At 61.8% G+C, this 18,837-nt stretch carries 12 protein-coding genes; 6 read left to right on the top strand and 6 right to left on the bottom strand.

The window, feature by feature from the left end; translation table 11 throughout:
* Positions 1–34 precede the first annotated feature (34 nt).
* The 6 genes from iolG to AC5YUO_RS18060 all read left to right on the top strand — a co-directional run bounded on the left by iolG (position 35) and on the right by AC5YUO_RS18060 (position 6,362).
* Positions 35–1,042 carry an inositol 2-dehydrogenase gene (iolG, locus tag AC5YUO_RS18035; RefSeq protein WP_496156219.1) on the top strand — a complete coding sequence of 336 codons (1,008 nt, stop codon included), beginning with the start codon at positions 35–37 and terminating at the stop codon, positions 1,040–1,042.
* Positions 1,043–1,045: 3 nt separating this feature from the next.
* On the top strand, positions 1,046–2,476 hold the full coding sequence (locus AC5YUO_RS18040; protein ID WP_496156220.1) for an NAD-dependent succinate-semialdehyde dehydrogenase: 1,431 nt from the start codon (positions 1,046–1,048) through the stop codon (positions 2,474–2,476).
* A gap of 27 nt (positions 2,477–2,503) precedes the next feature.
* Complete coding sequence (locus AC5YUO_RS18045; RefSeq protein WP_309590609.1) at positions 2,504–3,316, top strand: HpcH/HpaI aldolase family protein; 813 nt, start codon at positions 2,504–2,506, stop codon at positions 3,314–3,316.
* Positions 3,317–4,285 (top strand): hydroxyacid dehydrogenase, encoded by a 969-nt coding sequence (locus AC5YUO_RS18050; protein WP_262517875.1) that lies wholly within the window; start codon positions 3,317–3,319, stop codon positions 4,283–4,285.
* Positions 4,278–5,402: a Gfo/Idh/MocA family protein gene (locus AC5YUO_RS18055; protein ID WP_496156221.1), complete on the top strand. Its 1,125-nt coding sequence runs from the start codon at positions 4,278–4,280 to the stop codon at positions 5,400–5,402. Before AC5YUO_RS18050 ends, AC5YUO_RS18055 begins: the two co-directional genes overlap by 8 nt.
* 75 nt (positions 5,403–5,477) lie before the next feature.
* Complete coding sequence (locus tag AC5YUO_RS18060) at positions 5,478–6,362, top strand: MurR/RpiR family transcriptional regulator (RefSeq protein ID WP_496156222.1); 885 nt, start codon at positions 5,478–5,480, stop codon at positions 6,360–6,362.
* Positions 6,363–6,372: 10 nt separating this feature from the next.
* Here the strand turns inward: AC5YUO_RS18060 and AC5YUO_RS18065 are convergent, their stop codons facing one another.
* From AC5YUO_RS18065 to AC5YUO_RS18090, 6 genes are all read right to left on the bottom strand, one after another.
* Positions 6,373–7,128, bottom strand: a complete 756-nt coding sequence (locus tag AC5YUO_RS18065) for a sulfite exporter TauE/SafE family protein (RefSeq protein ID WP_237681410.1) — start codon at positions 7,126–7,128, stop codon at positions 6,373–6,375.
* Between the two features lie 57 nt (positions 7,129–7,185).
* Positions 7,186–8,199: an ABC transporter permease gene (locus AC5YUO_RS18070; RefSeq protein ID WP_080819439.1), complete on the bottom strand. Its 1,014-nt coding sequence runs from the start codon at positions 8,197–8,199 to the stop codon at positions 7,186–7,188.
* Positions 8,200–8,234: 35 nt separating this feature from the next.
* Entirely contained in the window at positions 8,235–9,770 is a 1,536-nt protein-coding gene (locus AC5YUO_RS18075) for a sugar ABC transporter ATP-binding protein (protein ID WP_496156223.1), read from the bottom strand.
* Between the two features lie 86 nt (positions 9,771–9,856).
* Positions 9,857–10,783, bottom strand: coding sequence for a substrate-binding domain-containing protein (locus AC5YUO_RS18080; protein WP_161991693.1), 927 nt, complete (start codon positions 10,781–10,783; stop codon positions 9,857–9,859).
* Between the two features lie 514 nt (positions 10,784–11,297).
* Entirely contained in the window at positions 11,298–13,376 is a 2,079-nt protein-coding gene (gene pbpC, locus AC5YUO_RS18085; protein ID WP_496156224.1) for a penicillin-binding protein 1C, read from the bottom strand.
* On the bottom strand, positions 13,373–18,829 hold the full coding sequence (locus AC5YUO_RS18090; protein WP_496156225.1) for an alpha-2-macroglobulin family protein: 5,457 nt from the start codon (positions 18,827–18,829) through the stop codon (positions 13,373–13,375). Before AC5YUO_RS18090 ends, pbpC begins: the two co-directional genes overlap by 4 nt.
* Positions 18,830–18,837 lie beyond the last annotated feature (8 nt).

Consider the following 18,837-nt stretch of genomic DNA (forward strand, 5'->3'; position numbering starts at 1 on the left):
GATTATTGCCAAATACCTCGGGAGGAAAATTTCAATGCTGAGAATTGCAGTGCTTGGCGTGGGCCGTATCGGCCGCATGCATGCGGAAAACATCGTCGCTCATCCACGCGCGACACTGGCTGGTGTCTTTGATGTATACGAGCCCTCGGCGAAAGAAATTGCCGAAAAGCTTGATGTGACACGATTTGAGTCGGCCGAGGCGGTTTTTGCCTCGCCTGAGGTCGACGCCGTGCTGATCGCCACCTCAACCCCCACCCATGCGGATTTGCTGGAAAAGGCGGTTGCCGCCGGAAAACCGGTGCTTTGCGAAAAGCCGATCGATCTCTCCCTCGACCGCGTCAACGCCTGTGCAACAAAAATTGCCGGCAGCGATGTACCGATCATGCTCGGCTTCGTCCGGCGTTTTGACAGCGGGCACCGCGCCGTGCGTGAGGCCGTCGAAAACGGAACGATAGGCGATCTGCATCAGGTCGTCATCACCTCGCGCGACCCCGGCATGGCTCCCGCCGCCTATATCGAAATGTCGGGCGGCATTTTCCGCGACATGACGATCCATGATTTCGACATGGCCCGCTTCATTCTGGGTGAAGAGATCAGCCAAGTCTCCGCTACCGGTTCACGGCTGGTCGACCCGGCGCTGATGGAAAAATGCGACGACTACGACACCGTGACCGTGGTGCTGAAAACCGCTTCGGGCAAACAATGCACGATCAGCAATTCGCGCCGCGCGGTTTATGGCTACGATCAGCGGGTGGAAGCCTTCGGAAGTGCCGGTATGGCGATTTCCGAAAACCGGACGCTCAATCACCTGCGCCTCCACACCGAAACCGGCACCGACCGGGCAGCACCGCTGATGAACTTCTTCATCGACCGGTATGCCGATGCCTTCGCAGCGGAAATCAGCGCCTTCGTCGATGCGGTGGAACAGGGCAAGGCACCGGAAGTCGGCTTCGAAGACGGCCGGCTGGCATTGCTTCTCGCCGAAGCGGCGATCCGCTCTGTCGCCGAGGGGCGCACCGTCAACACAAGCGAGATCGGGTAAACCATGTACGCGAATTTTGGACTTTTCATCAATGGCCACTGGCTTGCCGGTGCCGCAACGGGAGAGGTCGTCTCTCCGGTCACCGGCGCCGCGCTCGGCGAGGTGATGCTTGCCAGCGCCGATCAAACCCGCGATGCGATCGACGCGGCCGCTGCGGCCCTTCCGAAACTGCGCGCCATGGGCGGCTTCGCGCGTGCAGAAGCGCTGCACCGGGCAGCCGACGAAATGTTGCGCCGTGCCGACGAGGGCGCGAGAATGATCTCGCAGGAGACCGGCAAACCGATTGCCCAGGCGGGCCGTGAATGGACGCTTTCCTGCGACCAGTTCCGCTGGTTCGCCGAAGAAGCACGCCGCATTTATGGCCGCATCGTCGACAGCCGGGTGCCCGGCGGACGATTTGAGGTGACCCGCGAAGCCGTCGGTATCGTCGGCGCTTTCACCGCCTGGAATTTTCCGGCCGCCCTTCCGGCCCGCAAGCTTGCCCCGGCGCTCGCCGCAGGATGCCCCGTCGTGCTGCGCCCCTCATCCCAGACGCCGGGTGTCGCCATGGTCATGGTCGATTGCCTGAGGGCCGCCGGCTTTCCCGATGGCGCCGTCAATCTGGTTGTCGGTTCGACCGCCGATACCTATGGCCCGATCATGGCGGACAAGCGCGTGCGCAAGGTGTCGCTGACCGGCTCCACCCGGGTCGGCCAGCAAATGATCCGTGACGCTGCTGAGACCGTGAAGAAGGTCTCTATGGAACTGGGCGGCAATGCGCCCCTCATCATTTATGACGATGCGGATCTCGACAACGCGCTCGATCTTGCCGTGCCCACCAAATTCGCCAATTGCGGCCAGGTCTGCGTCACGCCGGATCGAATCTTCGTCCACGAGAGCCTGCACGACGCCTTTGTTGATGGTTTCGTGGCCCGCGCGGCGAAGATCAGGCTTGGCGACGGGCTTGATGCCGATACAGGAATGGGGCCGCTCATCAATACCGGTCGCCTTGAGGACATCGAGGCGGTGGTCGCCGAGGCCGTGCGCGCCGGTGCAAAAATCGCCCATGGCGGCAAACGCCCCTCACACCTGAACCACGGTTTCTTTTTCGAGCCCACCGTGCTGACCGGCGTGACGGACACGATGAAGGTTTTTGCCGAAGAAAATTTCGGTCCGATTGCCGCAATCACCCGCTTCAGCACCGAGGACGAGGTTCTGGAGCGGGCCAACGCCTCCGACATGGGCCTCTCCGCCTATGCATTCACCCGTTCTCCGGACAGGGCACGACGAACGGTAGCGGCACTGAAATCCGGCATGGTCGGCATCAACAGCTTCGCGCTCGCCGCATCCGAAGCGCCTTTCGGCGGCACCAACCATTCCGGCATGGGGCGTGAGGGTGGTATCGAGGGGATAAGCGATTATCTCGAAACCAAACTCGCCCAGATCGTCTTTTGAAGACGAATATTCTTGCAGGAGAAAATCATGCGGAAAAACAAATTGAAGGAAATCTGGGCCGAGGGACGTCCGGTGCTGCATGGCTGGCTGTCCATTGCCAGCCCGTTCAGCGCCGAAATCATGGCGGCGCAGGATTATGACGCCATCTCCATCGACATCCAGCACGGCGCGGTTGACTACAAGGACGTACTCGGCATGTTCCAGGCAATGCGCGCTTCCGACAAGGTGCTGATGGCGCGGGTGCCCTGGCTCGATCCGGCGTGGATATCCAAGGTTCTGGATGCCGGGGCCTATGGCATCATCTGCCCGATGATCAACAACCGGGCGCAGGCCGAGCAATTCGTTCGTTACATGCGCTACCCGCCGCTCGGGGAGCGCAGCTTCGGCCCCACCCGCGCCGTTTACGCCGCAGGCGGCAATTATGCCGCGGAAGCCAATGACGAAATCCTCGCCTTTGCGATGATCGAAACGGCAGAGGCGATGGACAATCTCGAAGAAATCGCCTCCACCCCCGGCCTCGACGGGATTTATGTCGGCCCCGCTGATCTGAGTTTCTCGCTTTCTAAAGGGCAACTGACACCTGCCTTCGACCGCGAGGAGCCTGAAGTCATCGACGCCATCAAACGCATCCTCGATGCCTGCCACCGCAACGGCATCAAGGCCGCCCTCCATTGCGGCACGGCGGATTACGCGGCCCGTGCAGTGGAATGGGGTTTCGACATGACCACCGTATCAGGCGATTCCCGCCTGCTGGCCGCTGCAGCGACGGAATCGACCGCGACCTGGCGCAAGCTGGTGGAAAAGACCGCCAAAAAAACCGATGGCAAAGGGGGGTATTGAATGCCGAACCTTCTCGTGGCCGGAAAACTTCATCCTTCCGGCGAGGCCATGCTGCGTGACCTGCCGGCCCTCGGCTTCTCCGTCCGCTATATCGAAGACGTTTCCGAAGCCTCCTACGCCCCCTTCATCGAGGAAGCGGATGCCATCGTCATTCGCACACAGCCGCTTTCGGCAGCCACCATTGCCAAGGCCGGACGGCTGAAAGTGGTGTCCCGCCATGGGGTGGGTTACGATAGCGTCGATCTTGCCGAACTCAACCGCCGCAACATCGCGCTCACCATCGTCGGCGATGTCAATTCCGTCTCCGTCGCCGAACATGCGATGATGCTGCTGCTGGCGGCGGCAAAGCGGGCCATACTCGCCGACCGCGCTGTCCGGGAGACCGGACAGTGGAGCTGGCGCAACAGGCTGGAGCAGCAGGAAATATCCGGCAAGAACCTTCTCATCCTCGGTTATGGCCGGATCGGGCGGCATCTCGCCAGAATGGCTTCGGGTTTCGGCATGCATATCCGCGCCTACGACCCCTACCTGCTGCAATCGGGATGGCCCGAGGGGCCGACAAGACCCGTATCGCTGGAAGAGGGCCTGCCCTGGGCCGACTATATTTCCGTGCATATTCCCAAGGGAGCAAGCCCGGCAATCGGGGCCGCGGAAATCGCGCTGATGAAACCCGGCGTCGTCCTGTCAAACACGGCCCGTGGCGGTGTCGTTTGTGAAAAGGCGCTCAGCGAAGCGCTTGCCTCGGGTCATGTCGGTGCGGCCGGGCTTGATGTCTTCGACGACGAGCCACCGGAAAGCTCCTCCCCGCTGCTATCGCAGTTCAATACCGTCCTGTCGCCGCATATTGCCGGGCTTACGACGGAATGCGGGGAGAGGATGGCCATCGCATCCATCCAGAACGCCGTCAACTACCTGAAAGGGACGATCGATCCCGGCCTCATCGTCAATCCGGAATTTGCCCATGTCTGAAAAACCCGTTCTACGCGTCGGCCTCATCGGCACCGGCTTCATGGGCAAAGCCCATGTCTTCGGTTTCGCCTCTGCCCAGAAGGTCTTCGACCTCCCCTACCGGATCGAACTGCACACCGTTGCCGACATCACCGAAGATGCGGCTGCACGGGCAGCTGCGGATTTCGGCTTCGCCCATTCCACAGCGGACTGGCGCAGCATCATCGCCGATCCGGATATCGACCTCGTCGACATCACCGCGCCGAACGCCCTGCACAAGGAAATGGCGCTTGCCGCGATTGCCGCCGGCAAACATGTCTATTGCGAAAAACCGCTGGCGCCGCTTGCTGCGGATGCCGGCGAGATGGCCGCAGCCGCGGCTGCCCGTGGCGTCAAAACGCAGGTGGGCTTCAACTATCTCTGCAATCCCATGCTGCGGCTGGCGCGGGAAATGGTGGCGGCAGGCGAACTCGGCAAGATACGCGGTTATCGTGGTCTGCATGCCGAAGATTATATGGCCGACGCCGCAGGCGCCTTCACCTTCCGCCACGATCCCGCCGGCGGCGGTGCGCTTGCCGATATCGGCTCGCACGCACTTGCCACCGCCGAATTCCTGCTTGGTCCGATAATCGAAGTGATGGGGGATTGCGTGACGCTGATTGCCGAGCGGCCGGATGGCAAGGGCGGTACACGCAAGGTGGAAGTGGACGATGTGGGGCGCGCCTTCCTGCGTTTCGCCAATGGCGCGCAGGGCTCGGTCGAAGGCAACTGGATCGCCACCGGCCGCAAGATGCAGCATGATTTCGAGATCTACGGCGACAAGGGTGCGCTTTATTTCACACAGGAGCGGTTCAACGAGCTGCATTTCTATTCCGCCGCTGACCCGGCCGGCCGCCGTGGCTTCCGCAAAATAGAGGCCTCTCCTGACCACGCGCCCTATGGCCGCTTCTGCGTCGCGCCCGGCCATCAGCTCGGCTTCAACGACCTGAAAGCCATCGAAATCGAGGGTTATCTCCGGGCGATCGCGGGACAGGCACCTGAGCCTTTCGGCTTCGCTGCCGGCCTGCGCATCCAGCGGCTGGTCGAGACGATCCAGCGCTCGTCATCCACAAGGCAATGGATGGATGTCGACGCCTGAAATCCCGGATTAAGCGGCGGGCTGCGGACCTTCATGCCTCTTGGAAAACCGCAATAAATATTGCAAGATCATGCCATGAAGCAACAACCGCAGCCCGTCGACCCTCCGAAAGATTACGAAGAACTGATCCGCCTCATCCATGATCGTCATGATCAGATGAGCAAGACCTATCAGCGGATCTCCGTTTATCTGACGCAGAACCCCAATGAAGTCGCCGTGCATTCGGTCAATACCATTGCCGAGCGGCACAACATCCACGCCTCCAGTTTTGTGCGGTTTGCGCAGTCGCTGGGCTACAAGGGTTTCAAGGAACTCCAGGCGCTGTTCCAGAAACGGCTGGCCACGGCGGCTCCGGGTTTCGAGGCACGCGTGCGCGCGCTCGACGATGAATTGCAGAGCCGCGAGGACCGTTCGGAATATGGTTTCCTTCACGATCTGGTCGTCAGGGATATCGCCTCGCTACAGGACCTGCTCGAACGCATCAGCGCCGAACAGCTCGGAACCGCCGCCGATCTGATCGAGGCCGCCAGTACAGTCTATCTCGTCGGCCAGCTGCGCTCCGCACCGGTGGCGGAGCTGCTGCGTTACATCCTCACCATGCTCGGTAAGCAATGTATCCTTCTCGATCCCGGCGGCGGCCTCGCCACCCATATGGCGCGGACGATGAAGACCGGTGACGTGCTGATCGCGGTGTCGTTCCGATTTTACGCGACGGAAGTGGTGAATATCGTCGAGGAGGCGGAAAAGATCGGTGTGCCCACCGTGGCAATTTCCGACAGTACCCTGTCGCCGCTGGCAAAATCCGCAAAGGTCCTGTTTTCGGTCCCCGAGCATGATTACAGCTTTTCCCGGTCTCTGGCCGCGCCGATGTGCCTTGCGCAGGCTCTGGCCGTCGCCGTTGCCGCACGGGTTCAGAAGAACGAAACGGCGCCGCGCATTCCGACGGTGACCGGCCTCTAGGCACTCACACTCAAAGCCCTGTCACGCCGTCCCAGATCAGCTTCACCGCCACCAGCGCCACGGACACATAGGTCAGCGGATAAAAGATCGAGGCGCGCATGTGGCGCACCGTCCAGGCGCCAAGCCATGTGGAGACGATAGCCAGCGGCACCATCAGGGCGGCGCGGCCGAGATTTTGCGCGCCGAAACCGCCAAGAGCCGCATAGGGCACGAGCTTCAGCACATTGGTAATGGCAAAGAACATCACATTGGTGCCGGTAAAAACCTTCGGATCCATGCGAAGCGGCAGCAAATAGACCTGCAGCGGCGGCGCGCCGGCATGGGCGACGAAACTGGTGTAACCCGCAAGCAGGCTCCAGAAGCGTCCCGCCATCGGCCGCTCCTTCGCAACCGTCACCAGAACGCCCCTTGAAAGCACGACGCGCAGCACGAACACGGCCGAGACAAGGCCGACAATCAGGCGCACCACGGCATCCGAGGTGATCTCGGCGGTCATCCAACCAAGCCCGATGCCGAGAACGGCTGCCGGCAGGAGCTGGCGCATGATCCGCCAGTCGACCCATTTGCGCCAGGCGGCCACGCCGACCATGTCCATGACCACCAGAATGGGCAGCAGGATCGCCGCCGCCGTGACCGGTGACATCACCAGCGCCATCAGCGGCACGCCAAGCAGGCTCATGCCGCCGAGCCCGCCCTTGGAAAGCCCGACCAGCACGACGGCAAGCACGGTGACGCCCAGTTCCAGAGGAGAGTTGAAAAGGTTCAAGTGCATCTCCTCGGCATTGCCGCCGGCACCCCTGCCGGGGCACCGCGCGCATGGATATCAGCCCTTCCTGAGCCGGGCTTTTTGACGGTAGACATCAGCAACGACCGCGCTGACGATGATCAGTCCCTTGACGATCTCCTGATAGTAAGCATCCACACGCAGAAATGTGAAGCCCGACATCATCAGACCGAGGATCACCGTGCCGATAACGGTGCCGAAAATGCGTCCCCGCCCGCCGGAAAGGGATGTGCCGCCGATGACCGCCGCGGCGATGGCGTCGAGTTCATACATCATGCCCATGCCGGCCTGCGCCGTTTCCGCACGCGCGGCGGTGACGATGCCGGCGAGGCCCGCGAGCAGGCCGGCAATGGCATATACCTTGACCAGATGCAGCTGGACATTGATGCCCGACACCCGGGCCGCCTGCATGTTCGCGCCGATCGCATAGGTGAACTTGCCATAACGCGTATAACGCAGGGCAATGTGGAAGGTGACGGCGACGAGCAGGAAGATGACGACAGGCCATGCGCCCGAGCCGATCGACGCGAAGCTCTCCGTCGGGAAGGAGATCGGCTGCCCCTTCGTATACCACTTGGCGATGCCGCGTGCGGTCACCATCATGCCAAGCGTGGCGATGAAGGGCGGTATTCCCGTCACCGCGATGAGCATGCCGTTGACGATGCCGGCGATCAGGCCAAGACCGAGGCCGACGACCAGCGGCACCACCACGGGCATATCGGTGAGCGCCGGATAGATCGCCCGGGCGAAATCGCTGCTTTGCGCAAAACTCATGGCGATCATGGCCGTCATCGCCACCACCGAGCCCGAACTGAGGTCAATGCCGCCGGTGATGATGACCTGGGTGACCCCGACGGCGATGATGCCGACGACGGAGACCTGCAGGATCATGATCGTCAGGCGCTGCGGACTGCCGAGAAAGCTTTGCCCCTGCACGAACCAGCCGAGCAACTCAAACACAAGTGCGACGCCGATCAGCACGGTCAGAATATTCAGTTCCTGCGGCAGCTTGCGCCTTTTCCGTTCGACCGGTTCGGTCTGTACGCTATCCATGATTTTTCCTCCCCGGCATTGCCGCCGTCGCAGCCTCAGCGGGCCGCCAGTTCCATGATTTTGACTTGGTCCGCTTCGGCGCGATCGAGAATCCCGGTCATATGCCCCTCATGCATCACGACAATCCGGTCGGACATGCCGAGAACCTCCGGCAGTTCCGACGAGATCATGATGACGGCGACACCTTCCTTCGCCAGACTGGAAATCAGGCGATGGATTTCCGCCTTGGCGCCGACATCGATGCCGCGCGTCGGCTCGTCGAGAATGAGGATTGCCGGTTTTGTCAGAAGCCAGCGGGCGATCAGCACCTTCTGCTGGTTGCCGCCGGACAGGTTTTCGATCCGCTCGTCGAGATCGGGCGTCTTGATACGCAGCGCCTTCTTCATGTCGTTGCACAGCACCGTCAAACCGCGTTCATCGACATAACCCATCGCCGCATGGCCATTCTGGAGGGCCGCGATCTGCATGTTTTCGAGGATCGAAAGCAGCAGAAAACAGCCGGTTGCCTTGCGGTCTTCCGTCAGCAGCGCCATGCCCCTGCGCATCGCATCCGCCGGCGAGTGGATCGTGACCGGGGCACCGTTGATGCGGATGGTCCCTTCGCTCGCCGGCACCACCCCGAAAATCGCCTCGGCGACGTTGGAACGGCCGGATCCCACCAGCCCCGCCACGCCGAGGATTTCACCACGATGCAGATCGAAGGAAATACCGCGGAAAACGCCGGACAAGCCGAGATCGCGGACCTCGAGAACCACGTCGCCGATCGATGCCTCCTGCTTGGGAAACATGTTGGTGATCTCGCGGCCGACCATCATTCTGATGATGTCGTCCCGCGTGACATCGGTGCTCGCATGGGTTCCGACATATCGCCCGTCGCGGAACACCGAAAACTCGTCGGCGATCTCGAACAGTTCGTTCATCTTGTGGGTGATGTAGACGATGCCGATATTGCGTGACCGCAGGTCGCGGATGATATCGAAGAGATGCGCGACCTCGGACTCCGTCAGGGCCGATGTCGGCTCATCCATGATGAGCACGCTGGACTGGTAACTGACGGCCTTGGCGATTTCGACCATCTGCCGCTGCGCCACCGTCAGCGTGCTGACCTCCGCCGCCGGATCGATATTGATCTTCAGCTGGTTAAACAGCGCCTGCGTCTCCGCCAGCATTTTCGCATGGTCTATGAGGCCGAGACGGTTTTTCGGCTCGCGGCGGATCCAGATGTTCTCCGCCACGGTCATCCAGTCCATCAGCGCCAGCTCCTGATGGATCATGGCGATGCCGCGCTCCAGCGCATCCCGAGGACTTTTGAGGCGGACATCCTCTCCCCGCAGCCTGACGGTGCCGGCATCCGGGCTGTAGATACCGGCGATGATCTTCATGAGCGTCGACTTGCCGGCGCCATTTTCGCCCATCAGCGCGTGCACGGAACCGGGGCGCAGCCGAAACTGCACATCATCCAGCGCGACGACACCCGGGAATTCCTTGCGCACCCCCTCGATTTCGAGAAGGTATGGGCCGGCGGCCTGCTTGAAGCGTTCGATCGCCTCTAAGGTGGTTGTGGAAATCATATCTCACCCGTCCTTTATCCGGCCAGTGGCCGGGCCGTGATTTGCTGTGCCGGCGACCGAGGCAATGCCCGGTCGCCGGCCACAAATCAGTTGTTGGACTTGTATTGAGCAACATTGGCGGGGGTGACGAGTTCAAAGGGCACATCGACCTTGTGCTCGAATTTTTCGCCACGCGCGATTTTAAGGACGGTATCGAGAGACCCTTCGCCCTGCCCCTTGGCGGACTGATAGACGGTGACGTCAAGGTCGCCCGCTTCCATCGCCGCCAGCGCATCCTGCGTTGCGTCAACACCGGCGACGATGACATCCTTCATGCCGACACCGGATGATTTCAACGCCTGGATCGCGCCGAGCGCCATCTCATCATTGTTTCCAAGCACGATGGTCGGCTTCATGCCGGATGTGATCCAGTTCGTCATCAGGTCCATGGCGGGAGTGCGCATCCAGTTCGCGGTCTGCGCATCCAGCACCTTGATGTCCTTGCAGGCATCGCTTTTGAGTACACGTTCAGCCGCCGCGGTGCGGCCGCGCTGGCCGGTGGTGCCGAGTTGCCCCATGAGAATGACCGCATCGCCCTTGCCACTGGCAAGCTTGCAAACCTCGGTCGCCTGCAATTCGCCGGCCTGCTCCTCATTGGAACCGACCCATGCCTGCTTTTCCGGGAATTTTTCCATATTGGCCGGCAGCATGTTCACGAAGACCAGTGGAATACCCGCCTGATCGGCGATCTTCGACATCGCCCTGCCGGAATCCGCATCCACCAGCATGGTGATGATGCCATCAACACCAGCCGCCACGAAGTTTTCGATCTGCGACTGCTGGCGGGCGATATCGCCCTGCGCATCTTCCATCTGGACTTCGACGCCGAGGTCCTTGGCATGGCGCTGAATGTTGTGACGCAATACGGTGAGATAATTGTCGTCGAAAAGCGACATTGCCACGCCGATCTTCTCGGCATGGGCAGCGTTTGCCATCAGGGCGCAGAATGCGGTTGTGATTACGATTTTTTTGATCACGAGATTTTCTCCTCCTCTTTTCCCCGCACGTGACGAATGTGTGCGATCACCCAAACCGGCGCCTCCCGGCCGTCTCCAGGGCATGGCTTCGCCGGTGACGGATGCAGCAGCAAAATCCGCCTCAAGCGAAGTCATGTCCTGTCGATCAGTCGAAACGGCAGCACTGTTTGCGCGCAGCTTTAGTGCTGCGCCCGTCTCTCCCATGCGACCGGGTATTTTCCGGGCGCAGTTTCAACATAGCGGGATGGAACAGGATTCGCAACAAAAATTGCAGAATTTCTATACGGCAATAAAATTTCCAAAATCTCACTCGTGGGCCCTGGGGCCATCATACGCCGGAAGATGATTGAGGAGAGCGCCGGGCCCGGATGCCGCGGCTTCGCCGACCGCACCGCGTGACTGGAGCGTTGTCGCATTTCCGGAGGGAAACCCGAGAGCCACTTTTCCTGGATATGTTCTATATCGCTTTTGGGGAACAGCAGTTGAAAGCGGCACCGTCAGGCCGCAAAACTCACTCGACGAAAATCCGCACGCTCGAGGCGCGGCCATCGGCATCGATCACCGTGAGGGTGGAAAACCCTTGCCCCTCGGGTCGCCACTCGCTGTTGCGGCGATGGGAAGCGTCGGGCAGAGGCATGCCATTCGCGAGCCAGCGGAAGGGAGCACGCCCGCCCTGCAGCTTCAGCACCAGCGGTGAAATGCCCGACTGGCCGGAAAGCTCAACCCTTGCTCCTTCCGGCGGATAAACGATGCGCGGGGCGCTTTCGCGTCTCGAGGCCGAAAGCAGGCCGCTTGCGGTCAGGGTGAAACGCCGCTGGTTGGCGGGAAGGTCGGTGACGGCAACGCGTGCGACACCGGAGGGTGCGCCGGGCATCGGCGTGATCGCCACACCGGATTTTGCGAAGGCCTCGAACAGGATCGGGGCCGCTGTCGCGTAACCGGCAATACCCGGCACCGCGCCATTATCAGCCCGGCCGACCCAGACGCCGATCACGTGCCGCCCGTCATAACCCACCGACCAGGCATCACGATAACCGTAACTCGTGCCGGTCTTGTAGGCGATGCCGCGCTGTTTCATGCCGAGCGGCGGCAGCACGCCGGAAAGTATGTCGGAAACATTCCAGATCGCAGCATCGGAAAACAGCCGGTCACCGGCAAGGCGTTCAGGGACTGACCGGACGCCGTCGCCCAACCGCACGGGATCACCGCTGCCGGCAAGCCCGGCATAAAGCTGCACCAGATCAACAAGCGAGATACCCGCCCCGCCAAGCGCAATGGCAAGTCCGGGCGCCTCGCTTGACGGCAGCACCAGCCGGACGCCTGCCCGCCGGAACCGCACCATCAGCGCCGATGGGCTGACGGCATCGAGCAGCTTGACGGCGGGTACGTTGAGCGACAGTTGCAACGCCTGCCGGATGCTCACATCGCCCTGATAATGCATATCGAAATTGCGCGGTCGATAACCGGAAAAATCCGCCGGGCGATCCTCGATGATGGTTTCCTGCCCGACAAGACCATCTTCAAAGGCAAGGCCATAGATGAACGGCTTCAGGGTGGAGCCCGGCGAGCGTATCGCCCGGCTCATCTCAACGAAACCACGCCTCGCCGTATCGAGATAATCCGCCGAGCCGACCTCCGCGAGAATATCGCCGGTCTGCGCGTCGGCCATGACGATGGCGACGGAGACCTTCTCGCCTAGCTTTTCCGCCGCATGGCGGGCAACCCACTCGAGCTCCCGCTGGATCGGCAGTTTCAGCGTCGTGCGCGCTTCTGTGGTATTCGGAAATTTCGCCCGCGCAGCGACTGCCATATGCGGCGCATAGGCCGGCAGGTCGCGCCGGCTGGCGGGCACGGCGGAAAGAGACGCCCGCTCCGCTTCCCCTTCGCCCACCACGCGCTCGACGGCAAGCCGTTGCAGCACCCGCTCGCGCGCCTGCCTTGACGCTTCCGGAAAACGGTCCGGACGACGTTTCTCCGGCAGCTGCGGCAGCGCCACCAGCAGGGCCGCCTCCGCCGTATCGAGCCGGCCTGGTTCCTTGCCGAACCAGGCGAGGCTTGCGGCCCTGACGCCTTCGAGATTGCCACCATAGGGCGCGATATTCAGATAGAGATCGAGGATATCAGCTTTATCGAGCCGTCTTTCGATCTGGAGGGCCCGTATGGCCTGCAGCAATTTTGCCGAGAATGAGCGGTCGGCACGCGGCTCGATCAACCGCGCCACCTGCATGGAAAGAGTCGAAGCGCCGGAGACGATCCGGCCGTTGCTGGCCAGTTGCCAGGCGGAGCGCATAAGCGCCCATGGGTCGACCCCGTGATGATCGTAGAACCGCTGATCCTCATAAGCGACCAGCATGCGCAGGAACTGCGGATCGACCTCGGCTGCAGTCGTTTTCAGCCGCCAGCGGCCATCCGCTGTCGCAAAGGCGCGCAACAGCTTGCCGTCGCGGTCCAGCACCTCGAAGGATCGTTGCTGCGCAGCCTCCAGCGGCGGCGGATAGGCCTTGTCCAGTGCATCAAGACCGAAGGCCGCGCCGCCGAGAAGCAGCGCGGCTGACACGATGCCGACGATGATCGCCTTGCGTCGCCTCATGGGGTTGCCGAGCGCACCTCCATGCGGCCGGTTGCCGTGCGGGCGGCAAATTGCGGCCGGTACATATCCTCAACCGAGGCTGCCGGATGGTCATAGGTGCCGGGGGTAACGGCGCGGACGACATAGGCAAGCGTGATCTCCGAACTTTCGCCGGCCGAGCGGTCGAAGGCCGCCACGAAGCGGTCGTAGCGGAATTCGGTATGGGCCGCTTCCGTTTCCGGCAACCAGTCGAAATTCGAAAGCGCTGCCGAATTGACGAGGCTCGGATTGTCGATTTCGAAACCGGAGGGCAAGAGATCCGTCACGAGAATGCGCGACTGCCAGTTATTTTGCGGCACGACGTTCAGCACCGCGACATAACGCTCGTTTTGCGTGACCTCGCTCGGGTTCACCTCCGCGCCATCCATGGAATAATAGGTGCGGGTGATGGTGAAGCCCTCGCCACCCGCCGCAAGCGGTTGGGCCGGCGGTGCCACGGTGGTGACAACAGCCGTAACCGGATCGGCCGAGGCATTGGCGATCTTCAAGGGAGCTGCCAGCAATTCATCGCCGCTCATCCGCTTGCCGAAACCGCCGGTCTGCAGGTCGCCGTTCACGTCGAGGCGGATATCCTTGTCCTCGCCTTTGACGGCACGGGCGGCCAGCAGCATCCAGGCCTGTTCCTGGGTGCTGGTGTATGGCTTCTTTTCCCATTCCTTGGCCACCGCACCGGCAAGCTGCGGCACGACGGCCGGAACCGGACGGCTTTCGGCCGCAAGCGCCAGCGTCGCCGCGCCGTCACGCAGGGCAGAGCCATAATCTGCCCGCGCCAAGCTGACATTGGTGGCACGGCTTGCCATATCGAGCGAAGCGCCGAACACACTCTTCGAACGGGCCTGATCGCCATAAAGCGAAAGCGCGGCGGCAACCTGCGCCTTGGCAAGCGGCGTCGGGAAATCGGCAAGCGCCGTATCCGCGTAATAACGCAGATCGTTGATCGCCGCCTTGCGGTTGCGTGCCAGCACATAAAGCGAATAGGCGATCTCGTTACCGCGATCCTTGACGTTGCTGTCATAGGAAAGGCCGTTCTGCAGATTGTTCAGCGCCTGCACCATGGCCGCTTCGGGAACATCATAATTCTGCTCGCGGGCCCGGGTCAGGAAGTCGCTGATATAGGCATCGAGCCACAGATCGCCATAACCCGGCGACCAGAGGCCGAAACTGCCGGAACTGGACTGGAAGGACAGCACCCGGTAGATGGCCTCCTGCACCCGCTTGCGGGTATCGGGGTCTTCGGCCATGCCGCTATCCTTGGTCAGCTCCGAGACATAAAGCAGCGGCAAAGCGCGGCTCGTCGTCTGCTCGGCGCAGCCATAAGGATATTTATCCAGCATCATCACCAGCGCCGGAATATCGAAGGCCGGCGAACGCGTTACGTTAACGGCGACGGAAGAGCCGAGCAGCATGCTGTCGGCCAGAAGATCGCCGTTGATCGTCAGGCTGCTGTTCGGCGCAATCTTGATTTCGCGCCGCGTTGTGACAGGCAGAACGGCCGGGCGCACTGGAACATTCAGAACCTGCTCCAGCGAGACACCCGCAGCATTGGAAACCTTGATGGTGATTGCGCCATTACCGGGCTGTTCACCCGTCAGCGGAACGGTCAGCGACGACTTTCCACCCTTTTGCAGCGCCAAGGTCTGCGACATCTCGCCTTGATCAACCGTCAAGGCCGTGTTGCTTGTCACGTCCAGCCGGTAATCGCCGGCCTCGCCGTCGGTATTGGCGATATCGAGCCGCAATTGCGAGACATCGCCGGGGGCGAGGAATTTCGGCGCGCTGGCCGTGACCACGACGGGATCGCGGATGACGGCATCGGAAACCGCATGGCCAACACCCGTCTTCGTCCAGGCCACAGCCATGATGCGCGCCGTGCCGTTGAACTGCGGAATATCGAAGCTCACCGTTGCCTTGCCGTTAGCGTCGAGTTCGACCGGACCGGCAAAGAACGCGACCAGCTTTTCGGTGGGCGGGCTGCCCTGAAGGGCTGCCCCGCCGCCATCACCACCGGTGCGCAGCCTGCCGGTAGCGCCAAGCGAACCGTCAATCAGGCGGCCATAGAGATCACGGATTTCCAGCCCCAGCCGGCGCTGGCCGAAATACCATTCATCCGGCTTCGGCGGTTCATAGCGGGTGAGGTTCAGGATGCCGACATCTACGGCCGCAACGATGGCATAGGCCTTTTCGCCGACACCAGCGCCCGCAACCGTGATCGGAATTTCAAGCGGCTGGCGCGGCAGCGTCTTCTGCGGCGCGCCGAGGGTGACGGCAAGCTTGCGCTCGGCCGGATCAACGGCAAGCCATTTGATGCCGATGGCGCGCATCGGCATGCGGCTTTCCTGCGCATCGCCGGGCCGGAACAGCGTGGCCGTGACGTAAGCGCCCGCACCCCATTCCTCGGTGACCGGAATGTCGATCTCGCCGCCATCCGCGCCGATCTCGGCATTCTGAACGGAAATCAGCTTCTCGGAACCGGACGTGATCATCAGCTCGCCGGCAAAACGTGAGGAAACCTTGAGTTTCGCAGTATCGCCGATCTTGTAGCTCTGTTTGTCCAGCGCAATTTCCAGCGCATCCGGCGTTTCGGTCGAGCTTGCCTCAACGTAAAAACCGGCATCGAATTCAACGCTGGAAACCGGTGCGCCATTACCGGCACCCTCCACTTCCAGCCGGTAGCGGCCCCAGGTGACCGGCACGGAAATCTCGCCGCCACTGGCATCGACGGACAAGCTGCCGGCTTCCTGCTGCTTGGTATATTCCACCGGCTCGTAACGCCAGGAATTACCCTGACGATACCATTGATAGTTCCGCTCGACCTTGATGAGCTTCCAGTTGAGGCCGCTCATCGGCTGTTTTACGCCATCGGCATCAACGCCGATGATGTGGAAACGGCCAACGGAATTCTGGGCGAGGTCGCCCGAAAATTGCGGCTTGATGCCGATGACAGAGGCTTCCGCCTTGATAGGCAACGTCAGCGAGCGCTCCACGGCACGCCCACCCGCCTCCTGCATGCGCACGGTGATGTTGGCGGAAAGCAGCTGCGTGGTGGAGGGCAGGTCGATTAGATCGACATTGAAGCTCGCCTTGCCCTCTTCATCCAGAACCGGCAGATCGGCAAGCGTGGTGCGGTTTTCCTCTTCGCTTTCCTCATCGGCCAGACCAAAGAAATAACCTTCGAAATCGGCGCTGGTGCGCGTCGGCTTGATGGCGACCTCGCCTTCCAGCGTCAGGCCGGCAGCGGGCGCGCCATAGAGATAACGGCCATCGACGTCGATTGCCGTTTCCGCAGCCGGGTCGATCTGTTTTGCCTTGCTGGAAAGATCGAACTCGGTGCGATCAGGCACGAAATCATCGACGAGGAAGCTCTTTTCGCTGATGGCAGCCGTCTTCGGGTCGGTATGGATGCGCATTGTCCAGGTGCCGCGCATCGCATTTGCCTGCAGAGGCAGATCGACCGCGTGGCCGCCCAGCGCCTTGCCGTCGCTGACGAAGCGCCGGTCCTCGACACCGTCAGGGCGCGAGAAGATGAAGGTGAGCGGCAGATCCTCGATTGCCTTGCCGTCGACATCGCGGGCAAGCGCTGCGGCATGCACGGTCTCGCCGGCGCGGTAAATGCCGCGCTCGGTCCAGCTGAACACATCGATCGCGCCGGGGGCGGCACGTCCCGTCACGCCGCGGTCGGAGAGATCGAAGCCGGCGCGTGTCATGTCGAGGAAGACGTAATCCTTGTCGCCGTTGCGTGCGGTGAGGATTGCAGGCGCCTGCGCAGCCGTGCCGCGCATCAGGCCGGCGGAAAACACCGCGCGGCCGTCCGCATCGGTCTTCGCGGTGCCGAGTACCTCATTGTTTTTGGCAAGCAACTGCAAATCCACGTCGGCGAGCGGCTTGGCGCTGCCAAGGGCGCGGACGAAGACATTGAGCCCGTCAGTTCCGGCATAGGTGGTGATGCCGGTATCGGATACGAGAAACCATTGCGTGGCGCGCGAATCCCAGGTTTCCGGTGCGGTGCCCGGCGGCACGGCGGTCAGCACATAGATGCCGGGTTTCCGCTCCGGCAAGGCCTCATCCACCGGGAAGCTCGTCACCACATCCTTGTTGAGATCCGGCTGGATATCGATCGAGCCTTGCCAGACGAGTTCGCCGAGCTCGTTTTCGATGCGGTCGGCATTGTAGCCGTCCATCTGCGTCAGAAACTGCGAATTCGCGAGCAGCGAGGTGATGTTGCGGTCGCCGACGCGATAAAGCTTCAGATCGGCCTTGTCGGCATTCACAGAAACAATCGGGATGCCACGGCGCGCGGTGCCCGGCAGGACGAAATTCTCACCCGTGAAGCGTACGCTTGCGGCGCGGTCACGCACGTAGATATCGAGATCGACCTGCTTTTCCAGGGGCTCTTCCACCGAAGACGGCAGGCCGGCGCGCAGCGCGATCTTGTAGCGCTGGCCATGGGTCAGGCCTTCCACGCAGATCTCGCTGCCCTTCGCTTCGATGGCCTTGGGGGCTGCCCCATCCAGCGTGATGAAGGAGGAATAATCGACGCCGTTCTTCACCAGCGGTTCGGAAAACTGCACGCAGGCGCGCGGGCTGACGCTATCCGTATCCACGGTGTTGTTGATGACGCGGAAACCCTGACGCGTGCGCAGATCGGCATAGGCCGCCTTTGTCTGTGCGTTGTCGGTGAGCGCAAGGCTCTCCTTATAGGCATTGAGTGCTGCGCGATAATTCTGGGTTCGCTCAAAAGCCTTCGCCAGCCGGTTCAGGGCCTCGGTGCGGGCGCTGACCGTGCGGCTCAGCTGATAGGCGTTGATGGCGGCGGACGCCGCCTGCCCGGCAATCGTATAATTATCGGTGACCTGTGCCGCCTTTTCTGAAAGCTCCGCCCAGAGCGCGCCATCGTCAGGCGTGATTGCGAGGGCCTGTTTATAGGTCGTGACCGCATCGGGAATATTGCCCGCAGCTGCCTGCTGCCGCGCCGTCTGCACGAGGGTTTCCAGCCCCTGCTGGCCCTCACCATCATCCGCCGCAAGGCCGGATTTCAACCGACGCGCTTCCTGCTGCAGGCTGTCGGTCACGAAAGACAGGCGCTGCGGCGCGCCGATATCGGCTTCCGTGGCCACTTCCACGATCTTGCCGGCAACCGCGCCCGGGAAAGCGTTCAGCTGATTGAAATCCGACTTGAGGAAGCACCATTTCACCTTGGGATTGTAGGTAAAGGCCTTGCAGGCGGTATCGCCCACACAGATCTCACCGCATTGCTCCAGCGAAACATTCTGCTCCGTCCTGAGATCGAAGCCGAAATAATCGCCATTTTGGGTGGTAACGACCTTGCGGGAAGGCTCCGCCGCCATGGCTGGCGGAAAAATGAGGGCGGTTGAGACCGCAACCAACGAAATCCGGACGAGCGCGCGCAACGACATCAGTTTTC

The sequence above is a fragment of the Agrobacterium sp. LEGMi-208b genome, assembly GCF_059511785.1.